17 protein-coding genes are annotated in these 16,826 nt (G+C 65.4%); 5 read left to right on the top strand and 12 right to left on the bottom strand.

Features of this window, described 5'->3' with window-relative positions:
* Window positions 1–31 precede the first annotated feature (31 nt).
* From ACL58G_RS11000 to flgB, 3 genes are read right to left on the bottom strand one after another with little or no spacing between them, the layout of a single operon-like run.
* Window positions 32–739 (bottom strand): flagellar hook assembly protein FlgD, encoded by a 708-nt coding sequence (locus ACL58G_RS11000; protein ID WP_413383288.1) that lies wholly within the window; start codon window positions 737–739, stop codon window positions 32–34.
* Window positions 740–767: 28 nt separating this feature from the next.
* Complete coding sequence (gene flgC / locus ACL58G_RS10995; protein WP_036233823.1) at window positions 768–1,166, bottom strand: flagellar basal body rod protein FlgC; 399 nt, start codon at window positions 1,164–1,166, stop codon at window positions 768–770.
* 2 nt (window positions 1,167–1,168) lie between these two features.
* The gene (gene flgB / locus ACL58G_RS10990; protein ID WP_440966846.1) at window positions 1,169–1,597 is read right to left on the bottom strand and encodes a flagellar basal body rod protein FlgB; all 429 of its coding nucleotides are present in this window, start codon (window positions 1,595–1,597) and stop codon (window positions 1,169–1,171) included.
* Window positions 1,598–1,761: 164 nt separating this feature from the next.
* Between flgB and flgA the strand changes: the two genes are divergently transcribed.
* The 3 genes from flgA to ACL58G_RS10975 all read left to right on the top strand — a co-directional run bounded on the left by flgA (window position 1,762) and on the right by ACL58G_RS10975 (window position 3,509).
* A complete protein-coding gene (flgA, locus tag ACL58G_RS10985; RefSeq protein WP_440966844.1) occupies window positions 1,762–2,463 on the top strand; it encodes a flagellar basal body P-ring formation chaperone FlgA in 702 nt (233 codons plus the stop codon).
* A gap of 262 nt (window positions 2,464–2,725) precedes the next feature.
* Window positions 2,726–3,031, top strand: a complete 306-nt coding sequence (gene flgM / locus ACL58G_RS10980) for a flagellar biosynthesis anti-sigma factor FlgM (protein ID WP_413345134.1) — start codon at window positions 2,726–2,728, stop codon at window positions 3,029–3,031.
* A gap of 7 nt (window positions 3,032–3,038) precedes the next feature.
* Window positions 3,039–3,509: a flagella synthesis protein FlgN gene (locus ACL58G_RS10975; protein WP_440966842.1), complete on the top strand. Its 471-nt coding sequence runs from the start codon at window positions 3,039–3,041 to the stop codon at window positions 3,507–3,509.
* Window positions 3,510–3,520: 11 nt separating this feature from the next.
* Here ACL58G_RS10975 and ACL58G_RS10970 read toward each other — a convergent pair whose 3' ends face one another.
* Window positions 3,521–5,989 carry an EAL domain-containing protein gene (locus ACL58G_RS10970; protein ID WP_440966840.1) on the bottom strand — a complete coding sequence of 823 codons (2,469 nt, stop codon included), beginning with the start codon at window positions 5,987–5,989 and terminating at the stop codon, window positions 3,521–3,523.
* 349 nt (window positions 5,990–6,338) lie between these two features.
* Between ACL58G_RS10970 and ACL58G_RS10965 the strand changes: the two genes are divergently transcribed.
* The gene (locus ACL58G_RS10965; RefSeq protein ID WP_440966838.1) at window positions 6,339–7,385 is read left to right on the top strand and encodes a M35 family metallo-endopeptidase; all 1,047 of its coding nucleotides are present in this window, start codon (window positions 6,339–6,341) and stop codon (window positions 7,383–7,385) included.
* On the opposite strand, the gene ACL58G_RS10960 is transcribed toward ACL58G_RS10965, so the two are convergent.
* The 6 genes from ACL58G_RS10960 to flhF all read right to left on the bottom strand — a co-directional run bounded on the left by ACL58G_RS10960 (window position 7,382) and on the right by flhF (window position 12,522).
* Entirely contained in the window at window positions 7,382–7,783 is a 402-nt protein-coding gene (locus ACL58G_RS10960; protein ID WP_440966837.1) for a hypothetical protein, read from the bottom strand. The two genes, ACL58G_RS10965 and ACL58G_RS10960, sit on opposite strands and share 4 nt — an antisense overlap.
* A gap of 182 nt (window positions 7,784–7,965) precedes the next feature.
* On the bottom strand, window positions 7,966–8,700 hold the full coding sequence (motD, locus tag ACL58G_RS10955; RefSeq protein ID WP_413383273.1) for a flagellar motor protein MotD: 735 nt from the start codon (window positions 8,698–8,700) through the stop codon (window positions 7,966–7,968).
* 9 nt (window positions 8,701–8,709) lie between these two features.
* Window positions 8,710–9,453 carry a flagellar motor protein gene (locus tag ACL58G_RS10950; RefSeq protein ID WP_413383271.1) on the bottom strand — a complete coding sequence of 248 codons (744 nt, stop codon included), beginning with the start codon at window positions 9,451–9,453 and terminating at the stop codon, window positions 8,710–8,712.
* Window positions 9,444–10,163, bottom strand: a complete 720-nt coding sequence (locus ACL58G_RS10945; protein ID WP_413383269.1) for an RNA polymerase sigma factor FliA — start codon at window positions 10,161–10,163, stop codon at window positions 9,444–9,446. The genes ACL58G_RS10950 and ACL58G_RS10945 overlap by 10 nt, the downstream gene beginning before the upstream one ends.
* 30 nt (window positions 10,164–10,193) lie before the next feature.
* Window positions 10,194–11,078 carry a MinD/ParA family ATP-binding protein gene (locus ACL58G_RS10940; protein ID WP_413383267.1) on the bottom strand — a complete coding sequence of 295 codons (885 nt, stop codon included), beginning with the start codon at window positions 11,076–11,078 and terminating at the stop codon, window positions 10,194–10,196.
* The gene (gene flhF, locus ACL58G_RS10935) at window positions 11,071–12,522 is read right to left on the bottom strand and encodes a flagellar biosynthesis protein FlhF (RefSeq protein WP_440966834.1); all 1,452 of its coding nucleotides are present in this window, start codon (window positions 12,520–12,522) and stop codon (window positions 11,071–11,073) included. The genes ACL58G_RS10940 and flhF overlap by 8 nt, the downstream gene beginning before the upstream one ends.
* A 446-nt stretch (window positions 12,523–12,968) precedes the next feature.
* On the opposite strand from flhF, the gene ACL58G_RS10930 reads away from it, so the two are divergent.
* Complete coding sequence (locus ACL58G_RS10930; protein ID WP_440966832.1) at window positions 12,969–13,208, top strand: hypothetical protein; 240 nt, start codon at window positions 12,969–12,971, stop codon at window positions 13,206–13,208.
* Between the two features lie 117 nt (window positions 13,209–13,325).
* Here ACL58G_RS10930 and ACL58G_RS10925 read toward each other — a convergent pair whose 3' ends face one another.
* Window positions 13,326–14,438 (bottom strand): MraY family glycosyltransferase, encoded by a 1,113-nt coding sequence (locus ACL58G_RS10925; protein WP_440966830.1) that lies wholly within the window; start codon window positions 14,436–14,438, stop codon window positions 13,326–13,328.
* A 243-nt stretch (window positions 14,439–14,681) separates the two neighbouring features.
* Window positions 14,682–16,811 carry a flagellar biosynthesis protein FlhA gene (gene flhA / locus ACL58G_RS10920; RefSeq protein WP_413383259.1) on the bottom strand — a complete coding sequence of 710 codons (2,130 nt, stop codon included), beginning with the start codon at window positions 16,809–16,811 and terminating at the stop codon, window positions 14,682–14,684.
* Window positions 16,812–16,826: the final 15 nt, after the last annotated feature.

The following is a 16,826-nucleotide window of genomic DNA, read 5'->3' as shown; positions in this document are numbered from 1 at the left end:
TTATTCGTTCGTTTCGCGGTACCGACCGCGCTTAGAGGACTTGCTTGATGTCGGCCAGCGTAAGCGCGCCCTTGCCGGACAGGTTCAGCTTGACGCCATCGGCGCTGTTGGTGGTGACGCTGGCGACGCTGTCGAACGACAGGCCTTTCGCGTCGGTCAGGTTGGCGCCGGCGCGCGTCGCCACGACCTTGAACGTGTAATTGCCGTCGGCCAGCGTGACGGGCTTGCCGTTGCTGTCCAGCTTTTTCGGATCGGGCACGCCGTCCCACGCGAGCGGCATGACGCCGGCCTTTTGCGCGCCCATGTCGATCGTGTCCACTTCGTTGCCCTTGGCATCGCTGATGACGATCTTGACATTGTCGGCATCGGTGGCCAGCTCGGCACCCAGGATCGCCTTGCCGCTCGACAGCGTGACGCCGCTGCCTTCTACGAGCACGCCGTGGCCGATCAGCCCCGTCGCCTGCATCGCTTCCGAGCTCTTGTAGCTGGACTGCAGCGATTCCAGGGTCGTGTTCAGCTTGTTCACGCCCGTCACGGTCTGCAGCTGCGCGAGCTGGCTCGTCATCTGGGCGTTGTCCATCGGGTTCAGCGGATCCTGGTTCTGCAGCTGGGTCACCAGCAGGGTCATGAACTTGTCCGTGTCCGCGGAGACGCCGTCCGTGCTGGTCGGCTTCTTCGCGTTCATCGTCGACATCAGGTCGGTGATGGGGGTGCTGGTGGTATCGGTTACGGTCGCCATGGGAGCGTGTCAGAAAGAGTGGATCGGATTACTGGCCGAGGGTCAGTGTCTTGAGCAGCATGGTCTTGGCCGCGTTCATGGTCTCGACGTTCGTCTGGTACGAGCGCGACGCCGACAGCATGTTGACCATCTCGTCGACCACGTTCACGTTGGGCATCGACACATAACCCTTGTCGTCGGCGAGGGGATTCTTGGGGTCGTACACCTGCTTCAGGGGCGACGCATCCTCGACGACTTCGCGCACCTTGACGCCCGTGCCGCTGTCCATCGGGACGGCCTCGAACACGACCTGCTTGGCGCGGTAGGCTTCGCCGGTGGCGCTCGTCGCGCTGTCGGCGTTGGCGAGGTTGCTGGCCGTCGTGTTCAGGCGCTGGGCCTGGGCGCTCATCGCCGAGCCGGCCACGTTGAAGACATTAAATAAGGACATGATTACTGGCCTCCCTGGATGGCCGCGAGCATATTGCGGATCTGCTGGTTAATCATCGTGATGCCGGCTTCGTAGCGCAGCGCGTTGTCGGCGAACTGGGTGCGTTCGGTGTCCATGTCGACCGTGTTGCCGTCGACCGCGCCCTGCGTCACCGTGCGGTACAGCACGGGCGTGGCGCCGTCGCCCAGCGTCTTGCCGTCGGCGGCCGCCTGGCCGTTCGGATAATGGGCGGCAGCTGTCGTGTTCAGCGGCCCCGCGTTCGCCGCGCGGGCCAGCGCACCCTGCAGCGCGCTGGAAAAATCGATGTCGCGCGCCTTGAAGTTCGGCGTGTCCGCGTTGGCGATGTTCGACGCGAGCAATTCCTGGCGCTGCGAGCGCAGGCTCAGCGCGGTTTCATTGAAACGCAGGTACTCGTCGAGTTTGCCGATCATGATTACTCCAGGCATGGGGTGGTGGACAGGATGGATCATACGGACCGGCGGACTCTTCCAATCGGGCAATAAAGCGACCCAAAACCCGGCTATTCGGCGATTCGATGGCGGCGTGCGGGACCTAAGATGGCACCGTCGCAAAAAACCGTATCGCTCACTTATTCATGAAACGCACGCTCATTACCGCCCTGCTCATCGGCTCCGCCGCGCTGGCGCACGCGCAGACGACGCCCGCTGCCGGCCGCCAAAACGTCAACGCGCTGCGCACCGTCGTCGAGCAATTCCTGCGGACGCAGACGGCCGGCCTGCCCGGCACCGTAACGGTGAAAGTGGGCGCGATCGACGCCCGCACGGCGCTGGCCGCCTGCCCCGCGCCGGAAGCGTTCCTGCAGCCGGGCGCGCGCGCCTGGGGCAAGACGACCGTGGGCGTACGCTGCACGGCACCGTCGAACTGGACGCTCTACGTGCAGGCGCAGGTGAACGTGCAGGCCGACTACGTGGCCGCCGCGCTGCCGCTGGCCCAGGGCCAGCCGATCGAGCAGAGCCAGCTCGTGTTGATGAAAGGCGACATTGCCGCCATGCCGAACGGCATCATCACGGACATGGCCCAGGCGATCGGCCGCACCCCGACCGTGTCGCTGGTGGCCGGCACGCCGTTGCGCCAGGACACGCTGCGCAACCGGCCCGTCGTGCAGCAAGGCCAGGCCGTACGCTTGGTTACTAGTGGAAATGGATTTTCAGTATCAGCCGAAGGCAAGGCCATCGGCAACGCCAGCGACGGCCAGATCGTGCAGGTGCGCACGCCATCCGGCTCGGTCGTGAGCGGCACGGCGCGGGACGGCGGGATGGTCGAAGTGGCGTTTTGATGACAGCAAAGGAGCAGGATCGTTGAAAGTGTGGCTTGCGTCCGCACTTTCTTTGATGTCCCCGGTCGGAAATCTCGAAAAACCGTCGCGAGCGGCCGCAGATTTGGTTGAGAAGCGCAGCTGTACGAAAAGTACAGCGAGCATCGCAAACCAAATATGCAACGCGCAGCAGGTTTTTCGACATTTCCTAAAGTTTTTGGCATGGGCGCCGTTACTGAGGCAGATCCCGGGCTTTCTGCTCCGACCTGAGAAGGATGATGCTGTGAAAATCAACGATACACTCAAGAACAACACGAGCGTCCAGGCCAACAACACGCCGGCCACGACTGCGAAGAGCAGCGACGCGGCCGCCGCGAAATCGGTCACGCCCGCAGCGGCCGACACCGTGCGCCTGTCCTCGCAAGGCCAGGCCCTCGCGGCCGGCAGCACCAGTCAAGTGTTCGACAGCAAGAAGGTCGAACGCATCAAGGCGGCCATCGCGGATGGCCAGTTTCATGTGAATTCCGAGAAAGTGGCGGACGGCCTGTTGGATACGGTGCGCGATCTGCTGCATTCCCGCAAACAATAGATAACCAATGGCCATTGCATCCCCTGGCGCAACCCTGCGCGACGAACAGCAAGTGATCGGTTCCATCGTGGAGCTGATGAAAACCGAGCAACAGTTCCTGATCAGTGCGGATGCGGATGGCCTCTCGACCATCACCCCCAACAAGCTGCAGTTGGCGCAGCGTGCCGCGACCCTGTCGCGCGTGCGCCACAAGGCCCTCGGCGCCGCCGGCTTTCCCGCCGGCGAGGCCGGCATGGAGCCCTGGCTGGCGGTGGGCGGCAACGCCGAATATCGCGACGCCTGGAACCGCCTGCTGGAACTCACCCGCGAAGCGAAGGAACTCAACCGCGTCAATGGCATGATCGTCAACCGCCAGCTGGGCCAGACCCAGGCGGCCTTGAGCGAATTGCGCGGTCCCGGCGGCGGCGCGGCCGGCGTCTACGGCCCGGCCGGCCAGACGATGTCGACGGGTCCGTCGCGGCGGTTCGTGGTCGGCTAGCGACGTTTGTGTCACGCCAGCGTGCGCGTGGGCGCAGGGGCGCCCACCCTACCTTCGAGCATCGCTTCGATCTGCTCCGGCCACACCGGCGGGCTGAAGTAATAGCCCTGGATTTCATCGCAGCCATTCTCGCGCAGGAAAGCCGCCTGCTCGGCCGTCTCGACACCTTCCGCCACCGCCTCCAGGTTCAGCGTATGCGCCAGCGCGATGATGGCGCACGCGATGGCCGCGTCATTCGGGTCGTTCGTCACGTCGCTGACGAACGAGCGGTCGATCTTCAGCACATCGATGGGGAAGCGCCTCAGGTAGCTGAGTGACGAATAGCCGGTGCCGAAGTCGTCGATCGACAGCGCGACGCCGAGCGCCTTCAGCGACCGCAGCACGCTCGTCGCCTCGTCCGTGTCGCGCATGACCGTGGACTCCGTGATCTCGATCTCCAGGCCGGCCGGCGGCAAACTGCTGCGTTCCAGCGCGGCCTGGACGCGCCGCGCCAGGCCGGCCTGCTGGAACTGGCGTGCCGACAGGTTGACCGACACGCGCAGCGGCGGCAATCCCTGCGCGCGCCACGCGGCCGCGCGCGCGCAGGCTTCGTCCAGCACCCACATGTCGAGATCGTCGATCAGGCCCGTCTCCTCGGCGAGCGGAATGAAGCGCGCCGGCGGCACGAGACCGAGTACGGGATGGCGCCAGCGCACGAGGGCTTCCACGCCGATCACCGTGCCGCTGGCCAGGTCGACGCGCGGTTGATACTGCAGCGCGAACTGGTTCCGTTCGATGCCATGGCGCAGCAGCGCTTCCAGGTCGACCCGCTCGCGGATCGCCTGCGCCATCGCGTCCGTATGGAAACGGTAGCGCGCGGGCCCTTCCGCGCGCGCGGCGGCCATCGCCACCTGCGCCATCTGCAGCAATTCGTGCGCGCCGCAGCCGTTTGCGGGCGGCAGTGCGATGCCGACGCTGGCGGCGAGGAACACGCGCTGGCCGTCGAGCAGGAACGGCTTGCGCATCGACTCCAGCAGCCGGGCGGCCAGCGCCGCGGCGGCGGTCTCGCCTGACTGTTTTTGCACGACGATGAATTCGTTGCCGCCCTGGCGCGCCAGCATGTCGCCGCCGGCCAGCAGGCACGACAGGCGCACGACGCATTCGCGCAACACGTCGTCGCCGCCGCCATAGCCGTAGCCGCTGTTGATCTTGCGGAATTCGTGCAGGTCGAACACGAGCACGGCGAGCGTGCGCCCGTCCTGGCGCGCGGCGGCGATGGCCTCGTCCAGCGTCTCGAGGATGCGGTTGCGGTTCGGCAGGCCCGTCAGCGCGTCGTGGGTGAGCTGCTCGACGAGCGCGCGCTCGAGCCGGCGCCGCTCCGACAAATCGCGCACGATCGCCACCTGCTGGCCGCCCGGCATGCCGGCGCGGCGCACCTCGGCCGGGAAGGCGGCGCCGTACAGGCGGCGGCAATCCAGCTCGGCGTCGCCGGCGGCGGCGGGCACCAGCACGTCCAGCGGCAGGCCGGCGGCCGTCTCGCGCGACACGCCGAACAGGTTTTCCGCGCGCGCATTCATCATCGTGATGCGCTCTTCCGCACCGACGAGCAGGATCGCGTCCGGCGCGCATTCCATCAGGCTGCGGAAGCTGGCCTCGCTCTCGGCCAGCGACCGTTCCGACCGCTGCAGCCGCAGATACGGCGCCTGCACGGCCGCCACCCAGATCGCGCGGTGCAGGCACAGGTAGGCGATCACCTTGTACACGTGGCCGCCCATGTTCACGACGTCGTCCGGCCGGACATACAGCGCGAAACTGACGCCGCCCAAAGCCATCACGGCCGCCGTGGCGGCCAGGTAGCGGTCGGTGCGCAGGCGGGTGACGAGTGCGCGGCGCAGCAGGAACAGCGCGGCGACGGCATTCAGCACGATCAGCACCAGCTCGCAACCGATCTTGAACGACGTCAGCCCCCGCCCTTCCACATACGTCGCCGGCAGCGCCAGCGGATCGGCCACGGCCAGCCAGAAGCCGAGCGCGACGATGCCCAGCGCCGCCAGCAGCGCCCAGCCGCGCACGCGCCGGCCGACCGTGCGCTCGCGCGGCGCGAACGCGGCGACGAGCAGCGCCGCGGCACTGACGACGCGCGCGAGCAGAGAGAATTCGATGCCGTATCCGACCGACCCCGGTCCCGCCACGCCGGGCATGCCGTGGACCGACATCAGGTGGCCGATGTCGAGCAGGCCGACGGCCAGTGCGCTCGGCGACAGCAGGGCCACGCGGATCGGCATGTCGCGGCCGATGCCGTGCCAGCCCGTGGCAAACACGAGCATCGCCACGACGACCGAAAACACTTCCATCGCCGTGTGCGCCGTCAGGTACCAGCGCGGATCCCACGGCAGGCGCGCCGCGTTGCCGAGCGCGAGCCAGGCCATGAACAGAGCCAGCAAAGTGGTGAGGATGGACAGCCGTACCGTGGACGGAATCTTGCGCGCGTGCCGCCTCATGCCGCCCTGCCCGCGGTTGGCCGGCCGTGCGTACGAAGTCCGCTCACGCGGGATCCCTGGCTGTCGTGCTCGATATTCATGTGCTGAAGCGATTGACGCCGTGGGCAAGGCCGCGCCGGCTTGGAAGGAAGATTCCCTGATGAAACTTTCGTATCCAGAGAATCAATAGATGATAGCAGTTTATTAAATGTAGATCGAGCAATACTTACATCAACGGTCAATATGTTGCATCAATGTACCAAATTGAACGCTAACGGGGCGGTCTCGCGGCGATAAATACTGTGAATTTGCAAGATCGGGATTTCGGTGCCGAGGTACAAGAAAGGTTTTGATTGCATCTGGAGGCTCCATGAACGGCAACGCATACCGGATCGCCGCACTGCTGTCGACCTTGCTGCTAAGCGGCGCCGGCCAGGCTGCGCCGCAAGGCGGCCTCGTCGTCGAGTTGACGCCCGCGCGGCAAAGCGTGGCGGGCAGCCAGGACATCGTCGTGACGGTGACGATCCGCAACAAGTCGCGCACCTGGCAGACCCTGCCGAAGTGGCAGACCCCGTTCGCGGGCGTGCAGGCGCCGCTGTTCGACGTCACGCGCGACGGCCTGCCCGTCAGCTATCTCGGCATCCAGGTGAAGCGGGCGCCGCCCACGTCCGCCGATCTCATCGCGCTTGCACCCGGTGCGGCGCGCAGCAGCCGCGTGGAATTGTCCGCGCTCTACCGGATGGACATCACGGGCGCGTACACCATCCGCTACCGCGCCGACCGCCTGCAGGCGGCGGCTGCCCCGCTCGCGGCGTCGGTCTGGATCGATGGCCGGCTGCCGCGCGGCATGCCGGAGTCCAACTATGAACCCGTCACCCCGGGCACGCCCGCCGGCAGCGGACTCACGTTCGATCACTGCTCGAACGCACAGCAGGAGAGCATCGCCGCCAGCGTCCAGGCCGCCCAATCGATGGTGCAGGATGGCGATGCCTACCTGCGGGCCGGCGCGCTGGCGGACCGCTACACGGGATGGTTCGGTCCGTTGGACGAGGCGCGCGCGGCCACCGTGTCCCGCCACGTCGAGGCCATCCGCGACGCCTTCGCCACGCGGCCCATCGCGGTCGACTGCGCGTGCACCCAGCCGTGGTATGCCTTTGTCTATCCGAACCGGCCGTACGCGATCCACGTGTGCAAGGCGTTCTGGACCGCGCCCATGACGGGCACGGATTCCAGGGCCGGCACGCTGCTGCACGAGATGAGCCATTTCACGGTGGTGGCCGGGACGGACGACTGGGTCTACGGCCAGGCCGCGGCGGGCGCGCTGGCGGGCAGCAATCCCGACCGCGCGATCGACAATGCCGATTCGCACGAATACTTCGGCGAGAACACGCCGCGCCGTAACGTACGCAGGCGTTAAGGGGCAATGTGGCGAAACAGCACGGGTTCGGTGACGAGCGGCGTGGTGGCTTCGGGATGGTGGATGTCGGCCAGGGCCAGGCCGGCGTAGCGCAGTTCATACGTGTGGTCGCCGGGCCGGAAGGCGTAGTCGGCCGTGATGTCGACCGTGTGCGTGTGAGCCGAGTGCGGCGGGAGCTCGAACCAGTCGGCGCCGCCGTGCGCGGCGTTGGCGCCCACGTAGGCGATGGGGGCGCCGCCCGGATGCACGCGCACGTCGAACACGCGGCCGCCGGGCCGTGGATCATCGGTCAGCGCGCGCGGCAGCCAGACCCGGCGCTCGCCGCGGTTTTCCGCCTTGAAGGTGATCCATACCTTGTCGTGCCGCGCGTCGACGCTCAGGCTTGCGTGCAGGTTCATCCGGTCTCCTCGTTCGAGCGACAATGCTGTCGCGTTCAAACCATTTTACCGCGCCCCGGTGGATTCGTCGGGTGGGCACGCCGTGCCCAGGCGTACGCCAACACATCGCACGCGTCGCGCGTGGGCGGATGTAAGGCCCCCGGCCTTGCATCCCCGCCCACCCTACGATAGATGGCGAAAACTCAGGCTGATGCGCCGGACAGGATCGTGACGGCCACCCGCCGGTTGCGCGCGCGTCCGGCGGGGTCGTCGTTCGACGCGATCGGCCGGTTGGCCCCGCGTCCGACGGCGGCCAGGCGTTCCTCGGCGACGCCGTTCGCCGCGAACAGGCGCACGACGGTCGTGGCGCGCACGGCCGACAATTCCCAGTTCGATGCGAACGCCGGGTTGCCGATCGGCGTGTTGTCCGTGAAACCTTCCACTTCGATGCCGTGCGGATCGTCCTTCAGCAGGCCGGCGACGGTGCGCAGCGTCTCCTGCGCGGTGGGCGTCAGGGTGGCATCGCCCTCGTCGAACAGGGCACTCGCATTGATCTCGAGCGTGACGCCGCGCGCCGTCTGCGTGACGCGCATCTTGCCGGTGTTGACGAGGGGTTTGAGGATGCTGTCCAGCTTTTGCGCCAAGAGCTCGAGGCGCTCGCGGTCGCGCTTGGCCGCTTCCGCACGCTTGTGGGCGAGGATGGCCGACAGCGGCAATGCCTCGACCTCGACCATCGTATTCGACTTGTTCGCCGCGCCGCGGCCGCCGAACGCGTCGCCCAGCGCTTCCGACAGCACCGTGTACTTGCCGATATTAACCACGGACACCGCGTACATGACGACGAAGAACGCGAACAGCAAGGTGATGAAGTCGGCGTAGGAAATCAGCCAGCGTTCGTGGTTCTCGTTGTCCTGCTCGTACTTCTTGCGGCGCGCCATGGTTCCGGATCAGTGTTCGGCCAGCAGGCACGCCACGCGCTCGTCGAGCACGCGCGTGTAGTCGCCGGTGGCGATGTCGTGGAAGACGTCGGCGAGGATTTCGTACTGGGCCACGCGCTCGCTGACGATGCCCTTGATCTTGTTGCCGACCGGGTAAAAGAACAGGTTCGCGAGACCCACGCCGTACACGGTCGACACGAACGCGACGGCGATGCCGGCGCCGAGTTTCGACGGGTCCGACAGGTTTTCCATCACGTGGATCAGGCCCAGCACGGCGCCGAGGATGCCGACGGTGGGCGCATAGCCGGCCGCCGATTCCCAGATGCGCGCGGCCTGGCGTTCGCGGAATTCGTAGTTGTTGATTTCCGTGTGCATCAGGCTGCGCAGCTTGTCGGGCTGGATGCCGTCGACGACGAGGCGCAGGCCCTTCTGGATGAACGGGTCGGCCTTGGCCATGTACTGCTCGAGCGACAGCAGGCCGTCGCGCCGCGCGGACAGGCTCCACAAATGGATTTCGCGGGCCAGCGCATGGCGCCGGTCCGGCGGGGTGACGAACACCCAGCGCAGCATGCGCACGCCGCGCACGAAGGCTTGCGACTTCGTCTGCAGCAGCACGGCGCCGAACGTGCCGACGACGACGATGGCGAACGCGGCGGGCTGGAACAGCGAGGAAAACTTGCCGCCGTCGAGCGTGTGCCCGACGAAGATGCCGGCCAGCGCCAGCGCAAGACCGAGCAGGCTGGTCAGGTCCACGAGCGCTCCCGCAGATACGTGCGCAGGCGCGCCACGGCCTGGGTGTGCAGCTGCGAGACGCGCGATTCCGACACGCCCATCACGGCGCCGATTTCCTTGAGGTTGAGTTCTTCTTCGTAGTACAGGCCCATCAGCATTTTCTCGCGCGGCGGCAACGCGTCGATGGCGTCGATGACGGTCTGGCGGAAGTCCGTGTCGAGCAGGCTCTTCAGCGGATCGTCGTCGTCCACGGCATAGCGGTCGAGGAAGCCGTCGCCGCCGTCGTCGTCGTGGAAGTCTTCGTAGTACACGAGCTGGTGGCCGCCGGAATCGCCCAGCAGGTCCTGGTAATCGCCCAGCGACAGCTTGAGCGACTTCGCGACCTCCGATTCGCTGGGCGGACGGCCCAGTTGCTGTTGCAGCGCGGCCATGGCCGACTCGACCTTGCGCATGTTGGCGCGCGTGGAGCGCGGCATCCAGTCGCTGCTGCGCAGCTCGTCCAGCATCGCGCCGCGGATGCGCAGCACCGCATAGGTCTCGAACTGCGCGCCGTGGTTCTCCTCGTAGCGGTTGATCGCATCGAGCAGGCCCATCATGCCGGCCTGTACCAGGTCATCGACTTCGACGGACGGCGGGAGCTTGGCCTTCATCTGGTGGGCGAGACGCTTCACCAACGGCATGTGCTCCGTCAGCAGAGAGTTTTTGTCCGCTTTCCCTTTGACCGTGTACATGGTTCCAGTAATTAATTATTCTTCGCCGCTTCAGGCGGCCCGTCCCTGCTGCATGCCGGTGCGCGCAAAGCGCCCGGCCAGGCGGCGGAACGCCACCGAAGCGCCGGCCAGCGGGAATGCGTCGACCACGGCGCGCCCGAGGCGCGCGGCGCGGTGCAGGTACTCGTCCGCCGGTACGGAGCCCATCGAGGTCAGCGTTACCGCCAAGTAACGAGTTGCCGCAGATGACATATTATCGTATACCACCTTCGCCTCGGCTTCGGTGGCGCCCGTGACAAGAATACCGAACGGGCGGCGGCCGAGATGCTGCGACAAACGCTTGATCAGCGCATATGCGTTCGTGATCGACGTGGCGCTCGTCGACACCTGCACGACGATCTCGGACGAGGCCATGATCGGCACGGGGAAGGTGCCATCGTCGGAAAATTCGCCGTCGACCATGATGATGCTGCCGGACGATTGCTGGACCAGAACGTCGAAGGTTTTGGCCAGACGCCGCATCTCATCCGTCGCTCCCGCGTAGGCGGGAGCCCAATTTTGCTGGCGTACCCGGCTGCTCGAAGAAACTTGGGTCCCCGCCTGCGCGGGGACGACGAGTTCATGTGCCATCTTCACCACGGAAAAACCTTGCGGCACCGGGTGGATCACCTGGTTCAGCGCGCATTCCTGGCGCGCGACCTGCAGCAGGCTCGGGCCACGGTCGACGCCGAGACGCTGGGCCACGCCGTAGTCGCGCGTGCAGGCGTCGACGATCATCACGTCATTGCCGGACTGGGCCAGCGAGGCGCCCAGGTTGACGAGCATGGCGCCCTTGTCGTCGTGGGGCGTCGCGGAGAGGAAGGTCACGATGCGCGGCTTGGGGCCGGCCAGCATCCGGCGCAGGCCCTCCGCCTGGTCGAAGTCGAAACTAGCCAACGTACACCTCGCGCAGCGAACGGTCGTTGTTCAGGTTGCCGAGGCCGCCCATCATCAGCGGCAGGTCGGCGTCGGCGATCTGGGAGGCGGCGTCGCGCCTGGTGCGGAAGGCGCGGTCGACCAGCATCGCGCGGTCGGCCAGGTGCAGGTCTTCCGGCACGCGCTGGCCGTTGGAGATGTAGTGCAGGTTCAGCTTCTGGCGCACGAGCACGTCCAGCACGTTGCCGATCGAGGCGGCTTCGTCCATCTTGGTCATAATGGCGCCAGCGAGGCCCGTGCCCTGGTAGGCGCGCACGACTTCGTTCAGCGTCTCGTTCGTCGACGTCGCGTTCAGGCACAGCAGGCGCTTCACGTCGGCGCCCGACTCCGTCAGCATGGCGACCTGCTCCGTCACCATCTGGTCGCGCTGCGACATGCCGATCGTGTCGATCAGCACGGTGTGCTTGTTGCGCAGTTCCTTCAGGGCGATGCGCAGGTCGGCCTCGTCCTTCACCGAGTGCACCATCACGCCCAGGATCTTGCCGTAGATGCGCAGTTGCTCGTGGCCGCCGATACGGTAGGCGTCCGTCGTGATCAGCGCCAGCTTTTCCGGGCCGTGGCGCATCACGCAGCGGGCCGCGAGCTTGGCGGTCGTCGTCGTCTTGCCGACGCCGGTCGGGCCGACCAGCGCGAACACGCCGCCGCGGTCGAGGATCGCATCCTCGTCGGCCATCGTCGTGATGTTGCGTGCCAGGACCGTCTTGACCCAACGCAGCGATTCGGCGGCATCCTTGCCGGCCGGCAGCTTGTCGACCAGGTAGCGCGACAGGCTCGCCGAGAAGCCGGCGGCCAGCATCTCGCGCAGCACGGCGGCCTTCTGCGGCTCGCGCTGCTGGGTGGTGCCCCACGACAGCTCGGCCAGCTGCGATTCCATCGTGCCGCGCATGGCGCGGATCTCGTTCATCATGCCGTGCATTTCGGCGGCGGCGGATTCCTTCGCCTGGGCGATCGCGGCCGACATCATCGCGGTCATCGCGGACATGTCGAAGGCCGGAACGTCCGCCGCTTGCGGGGCGCGGCGGTTGGCGTAGGTCGGTGCCACGGCCGGTGCGGCGGGCTCGTCCATGTCGTACAGCGAATTCATCGGCTGGCGCGCGGCCGGGGCTTCCTGGAAAGCGCGCGGTGCCGGGCGGGCTGCCGGGCGCGGTGCCGGGGCCGGGGCGGGAGCCGGCTCGAAGTCGTCGAACGTCGGCTCCTGGATGCGCAGGTTCGGGCGCGGCGCGGCCATTTCCGATTCCGGTGCCGGGGAAGCCAGCGACGCGACGTCGTCGTTGTCCAGTGCAAGGATTTCGACCACGCCATCGACCGGGCGGTTCGACAGGATGACCGCGTCCGGCCCCAGGGCCTCGCGCACTTTGCGCAGGGCCTCGCGGGAAGTCGCCGCTGTAAATTTCTTCACGTTCATCGTTGTTCTCCGCTCTTGCTGGCTTGGTTCGCTATCCGGTCATGCGGGCACAGTCGCCCATTCACAGTGAGGATTATTGACGATGCCGGTAGGAAACCATCGCGGGAACAGGACGGGGAAAAGCGCTTATTTCATCCACGCGGCGCGGATGGCACACCTGCACCGATCGCCAGAGAAGTTAATTGCCACGTAAATACAATGGTGAGAGAATTGGAACACAGCAACAAGATCATCGGTACGGGCACAATCTCTCATCTATGAGACAATTCTCAAACAGTCAATTGTTCAACTTTTAATATTTGTGGCAATTTTGACATGATAAGCGTAATAGAACAGAACGAATCAGTGTCTTGATCGCAAATTGTGTTCAAATGTAACAACGAATTTTATGGTCGTGCTAGACTGCGTAAACACCGTGTACTTGGCTTACATCGAAAGGCCAACAGATGAAACTGAGAATACCGAAGCGCCAACCCGGCACCCCCGGTGCTGAAGCCGCCCTCGTTCATGTATGCGAGGTGCTGGACCGCTGTATTCCCATCTTCCGTACCGTATTTCTCATTACAGGGGTGCTCGCCGCGGCCCTGAAGGTCGGGCGAACCGCCGACTTCCTCTTTGCCACGGGTCTGCTCTTCCAGTTTGCGATGTGGTTCAATGACTGGTGGATCAGGACACGGGCTCGCTGACACTGTTCAGGACATAAAAAAACCGCGGTTTCGATGTGAAACCGCGGTCCTTGTAATTTAGCAGCACCAATTTCTCAGCGCACTTCAATTCCAACGTCGAGGGCCTGCTCCGCCCTGTCACCGCGCCGCACCGTCCAGCGTCCACGCACGAGACGGCCATATACCGCGATATACAACACGACCTGGGCAACCACGATCGCCACGGCCGCCGGGGTCGACTGGCCGAAACAGAACGCTGACCGCCACACAAGCCGCCACCGCCGGCGCCATGAAGCACGGCACCATCGCGTTGCGCTTCCAGGGACGAGCGGCGTCACGGCGCACATATTTGAAAACGAGACGGCGGAACACGAGCCCGTGCAGGTGCAATGCATCCGGCGCGCCCGGGCTGACCTTGCGGACGAACTTGCGGCGATAGATGCTGAACAGCACTTCGATGACCGGATAACCGCAGATAGCGAGAATTTGCCACGCGCTCAGCTCCGGATGACGCACCAGCAGCAGGACCGCCATTTCCGACACCCAGAAACCGAGGAAATACGCCCCGCCATCGCCGAGGAACATTTTCCCGGACGGATAGTTCAGCATCAGGAAGCCCAGCGTGGCGCCCGCGCACAGCGCACCGAGTACGGCAACGAAGCTGTCGCCGACTTGCAGCCCGACGGCGGCCAGGCCGATCGCCATGATGATGATCGTACTGCCCGACAGGCCGTTGAAACCGTCGATGATGTTGATGGCGTTGGAACCGCCTGCCACGAACACTGCGGTGGCAACGATCGCCAGCGGCGCGATCGTCAGCAGCGCATCCAGGCCCCAGATGTCCAGTTCGCCGACAGTGGCGCCCAGTGCAAGACTTGCGACCAGTGCGCTCAGTGCGGTGGCGACAAGCCGCACGCGGACCGACACGCGCTTGGTGAAGTCCTCGATCAGGCCTGCCAGGAAGGCCGGCAGGCTGGCGCCGAGCAGCAAATAGATGCGCGATGCGCGGTTGGCGCTCACCTGGCCCGGAAAGATCTGCTGGAACAGCACGAGGCCGAGCAGGATGCCGCCTATCACGGCCAGGCCGCCGATACGCGGCACGGCGGTGGTATGGACCTTTTGCACACCGCCCAGGTCGTGGTCGTGCGTCAGGCGTCCATGCCACTTTTGAGAACGGACGATGAGTTGGCTGATGACGAAACTCGCCACCCATGCGGTCAACCCAAGCAATACAAACTGGTATTCCGGCATCTTTTACTTCCTGTACATTCGCAGACTGTCTTTGCAGCGTGTTGAGCAAATGACGATTGAGGGGCACATGACCGATTCGGCTGGCAGAACCGGTCTACTCAGACTGATTTCTTGAGCGTGCTAAGCGTTAGAGCGCAAGGATGTTAGCATAAATCAACTCTACCAATCGACTTTTGCCACTATTAGCGAAGCGATTGTTGCGCTGCGGCCTCGAAAGAATCCCAACAAATTTCCTTACGCCAATCAATTGGCGCCAACGAGGCTAGTGACACGAATTGTCTTGGATTCAGGAATTTCCGAGTGTGACAAGACCTTGAGCTGCGGCAACGCCCGACGCAGGAACCGCGACAACAGCGTCCGCAGCGGCCCCGGCACGAGGAGCACCGGCGTCAGTCCCATCGCCTCTTGTTGCTGCGCAGCATTGGCAGCCTGCTGGACGATCGTGTCCGCCAGGCCAGGCTCGATGCCCGTGCCGTCGCCGCCGGCGTTCAGGGCCTGCACGAGCAGGCGTTCGAGGCGGTTGTCCAGGGTCATCACGGACAGTTCGTTCGTGCCCGGGAACAATTGCTGCACGATGGCGCGGCCCAGCGACACACGCACCAGCGCGGTCAAGTCGTTTGGATCGTTCGTGCTGCCCGCATGCTCGGACAGCGTCTCGATGATCGTGCGCATGTCGCGGATGTGCACGCCTTCCTGCAACAGGTTCTGCAGCACTTTCTGCAACGTCGACAGCGACACGACCTTCGGCACCAGGTCTTCGACCAGTTTCGGTGCATCCTTGGCCAGGTGGTCGAGCAGCGCCTGCACTTCCATGCGGCCCAGCAGTTCCGACGCGTGCGTCGTGATCAGGTGGTTCAGGTGCGTGGCGACGACGGTGCCGGCGTCGACGACGGTATAGCCCATGCTCTGCGCGTCGTCCTTCAGCGCGGCGTCGATCCAGATGGCCGGCAGGCCGAACGCGGGGTCCGTCGTCACGAGGCCCGGCAGGGTGCCGCTCGCCATGCCCGGGTTGATCGCCAGGTACTGGCCGTTCATCGCCTCGCCGCTGCCCACTTCGACGCCCTTCAGCGTGATGCGGTAGGCCGACGGTTTCAGCTCCAGGTTGTCGCGGATGTGCACCGGCGGCGCCAGGAAGCCGACTTCCTGCGCGAACTTCTTGCGGATGCCCTTGATGCGCTTCAGCAGTTCGCCGTTCTGCGCCTTGTCGACGAGCGGAATCAGGCGGTAGCCCACTTCCAGTCCGAGCGTGTCGACCGGCATGACGTCCTGCCAGCTCGCCTCTTCCTGCTCCGCGGGCGTGGTGGCCGCGGCGGCGCCTCCGCCGGGCGAGCCTGCCGGGCCCGCACCGCCGCCCGCGCGCTGCAATTCTTCCGGCGGCATGTTCTTGCGGCGCTTTTCCAGCAGATAGGCGCCACCGAACAGCGTGCTGCCCAGCAGCAGGAACACGAGGTTCGGCATGCCCGGGATCAGGCCCATGCCGCCGATGATGCCGCCCGTGATGTACAGCACTTCCGGTTTCGCGAACAGCTGGCTGACGACTTGCGAACCCACGTCCTTGTCGCTGGCCACGCGCGACACGACCATACCGGCCGCGATCGAGATGATCAGCGACGGGATCTGCGCGACGAGGCCGTCACCGATGGCGAGCAGCGTGTAATTCTTGACGGCGTCGCCAAAGGCCATGTCGTGCTGGACCATGCCGACGATCAGGCCGCCGACGACGTTGATCACGGTGACGAGGATGCCGGCCACGGCGTCGCCGCGCACGTATTTCGACGCACCGTCCATGGCGCCGTAGAACTCGGCTTCCATCGACACTTCGGAGCGGCGGCGCTTGGCGTCCTCTTCGCCGATCAGGCCGGCGTTCAGGTCGGCGTCGATCGCCATCTGCTTGCCGGGCATCGCGTCCAGGGCGAAGCGCGCGCCCACTTCGGCGATACGGCCCGCACCCTTGGTCACGACCGTGAAGTTGATGATGGTGAGAATGATGAAGACGACGAGACCGACCGTGTAGTTGCCGCCGATCAGGAAGTGGCCGAATGCCTCGATCACCTTGCCGGCCGCGGCGCCGCCCGTGTGGCCCTCGGTCAGCACGACGCGCGTGGACGCGACGTTCAGCGACAGGCGCAGCATGGTCGTCACGAGCAGCACGGCCGGGAACGCCATGAAATCGAGCGGCTTGACCGTGTACAACGCGGTCAGCAGCACGATCACGGACATCGCGATGTTGAAGCTGAAGAACAGGTCGAGCGCGAATGCCGGCAACGGCAGGATCATCATTACCAGCAGCAGGATGATCAGGATCGGCGCCGCCAGCGCGTTGCTGCGGGCACCGATCTGTTGCAGCCAGGCTGGCAGTCTGAAACCGTTCATGCGTACTCCATCATT

The sequence above is a fragment of the Massilia sp. GER05 genome (genome assembly GCF_052056005.1).
In the GTDB taxonomy this organism is placed as follows: domain Bacteria; phylum Pseudomonadota; class Gammaproteobacteria; order Burkholderiales; family Burkholderiaceae_D; genus Telluria; species Telluria orientalis.
The sequence above is the reverse complement of the archived record's forward strand: the minus strand, read 5'-3'. Positions and strand labels throughout refer to the sequence as shown.

Excerpts from the sequence above, each read along its gene's own strand:
- flgB (WP_440966846.1), bottom strand. The coding sequence starts at position 1,597 with ATGATCGGCAAACTCGACGAGTACCTGCGTTTCAATGAAACCGCGCTG.
- ACL58G_RS11000 (WP_413383288.1), bottom strand. The coding sequence starts at position 739 with ATGGCGACCGTAACCGATACCACCAGCACCCCCATCACCGACCTGATG.
- ACL58G_RS10960 (WP_440966837.1), bottom strand. The coding sequence starts at position 7,783 with ATGAACCTGCACGCAAGCCTGAGCGTCGACGCGCGGCACGACAAGGTA.
- ACL58G_RS10975 (WP_440966842.1), top strand. The coding sequence starts at position 3,039 with ATGGCCATTGCATCCCCTGGCGCAACCCTGCGCGACGAACAGCAAGTG.
- ACL58G_RS10970 (WP_440966840.1), bottom strand. The coding sequence starts at position 5,989 with ATGAGGCGGCACGCGCGCAAGATTCCGTCCACGGTACGGCTGTCCATC.
- ACL58G_RS10945 (WP_413383269.1), bottom strand. The coding sequence starts at position 10,163 with ATGTACACGGTCAAAGGGAAAGCGGACAAAAACTCTCTGCTGACGGAG.
- flgA (WP_440966844.1), top strand. The coding sequence starts at position 1,762 with ATGAAACGCACGCTCATTACCGCCCTGCTCATCGGCTCCGCCGCGCTG.
- flhF (WP_440966834.1), bottom strand. The coding sequence starts at position 12,522 with ATGAACGTGAAGAAATTTACAGCGGCGACTTCCCGCGAGGCCCTGCGC.
- motD (WP_413383273.1), bottom strand. The coding sequence starts at position 8,700 with ATGGCGCGCCGCAAGAAGTACGAGCAGGACAACGAGAACCACGAACGC.
- ACL58G_RS10930 (WP_440966832.1), top strand. The coding sequence starts at position 12,969 with ATGAAACTGAGAATACCGAAGCGCCAACCCGGCACCCCCGGTGCTGAA.
- flhA (WP_413383259.1), bottom strand. The coding sequence starts at position 16,811 with ATGAACGGTTTCAGACTGCCAGCCTGGCTGCAACAGATCGGTGCCCGC.
- ACL58G_RS10925 (WP_440966830.1), bottom strand. The coding sequence starts at position 14,438 with ATGCCGGAATACCAGTTTGTATTGCTTGGGTTGACCGCATGGGTGGCG.
- ACL58G_RS10965 (WP_440966838.1), top strand. The coding sequence starts at position 6,339 with ATGAACGGCAACGCATACCGGATCGCCGCACTGCTGTCGACCTTGCTG.
- flgC (WP_036233823.1), bottom strand. The coding sequence starts at position 1,166 with ATGTCCTTATTTAATGTCTTCAACGTGGCCGGCTCGGCGATGAGCGCC.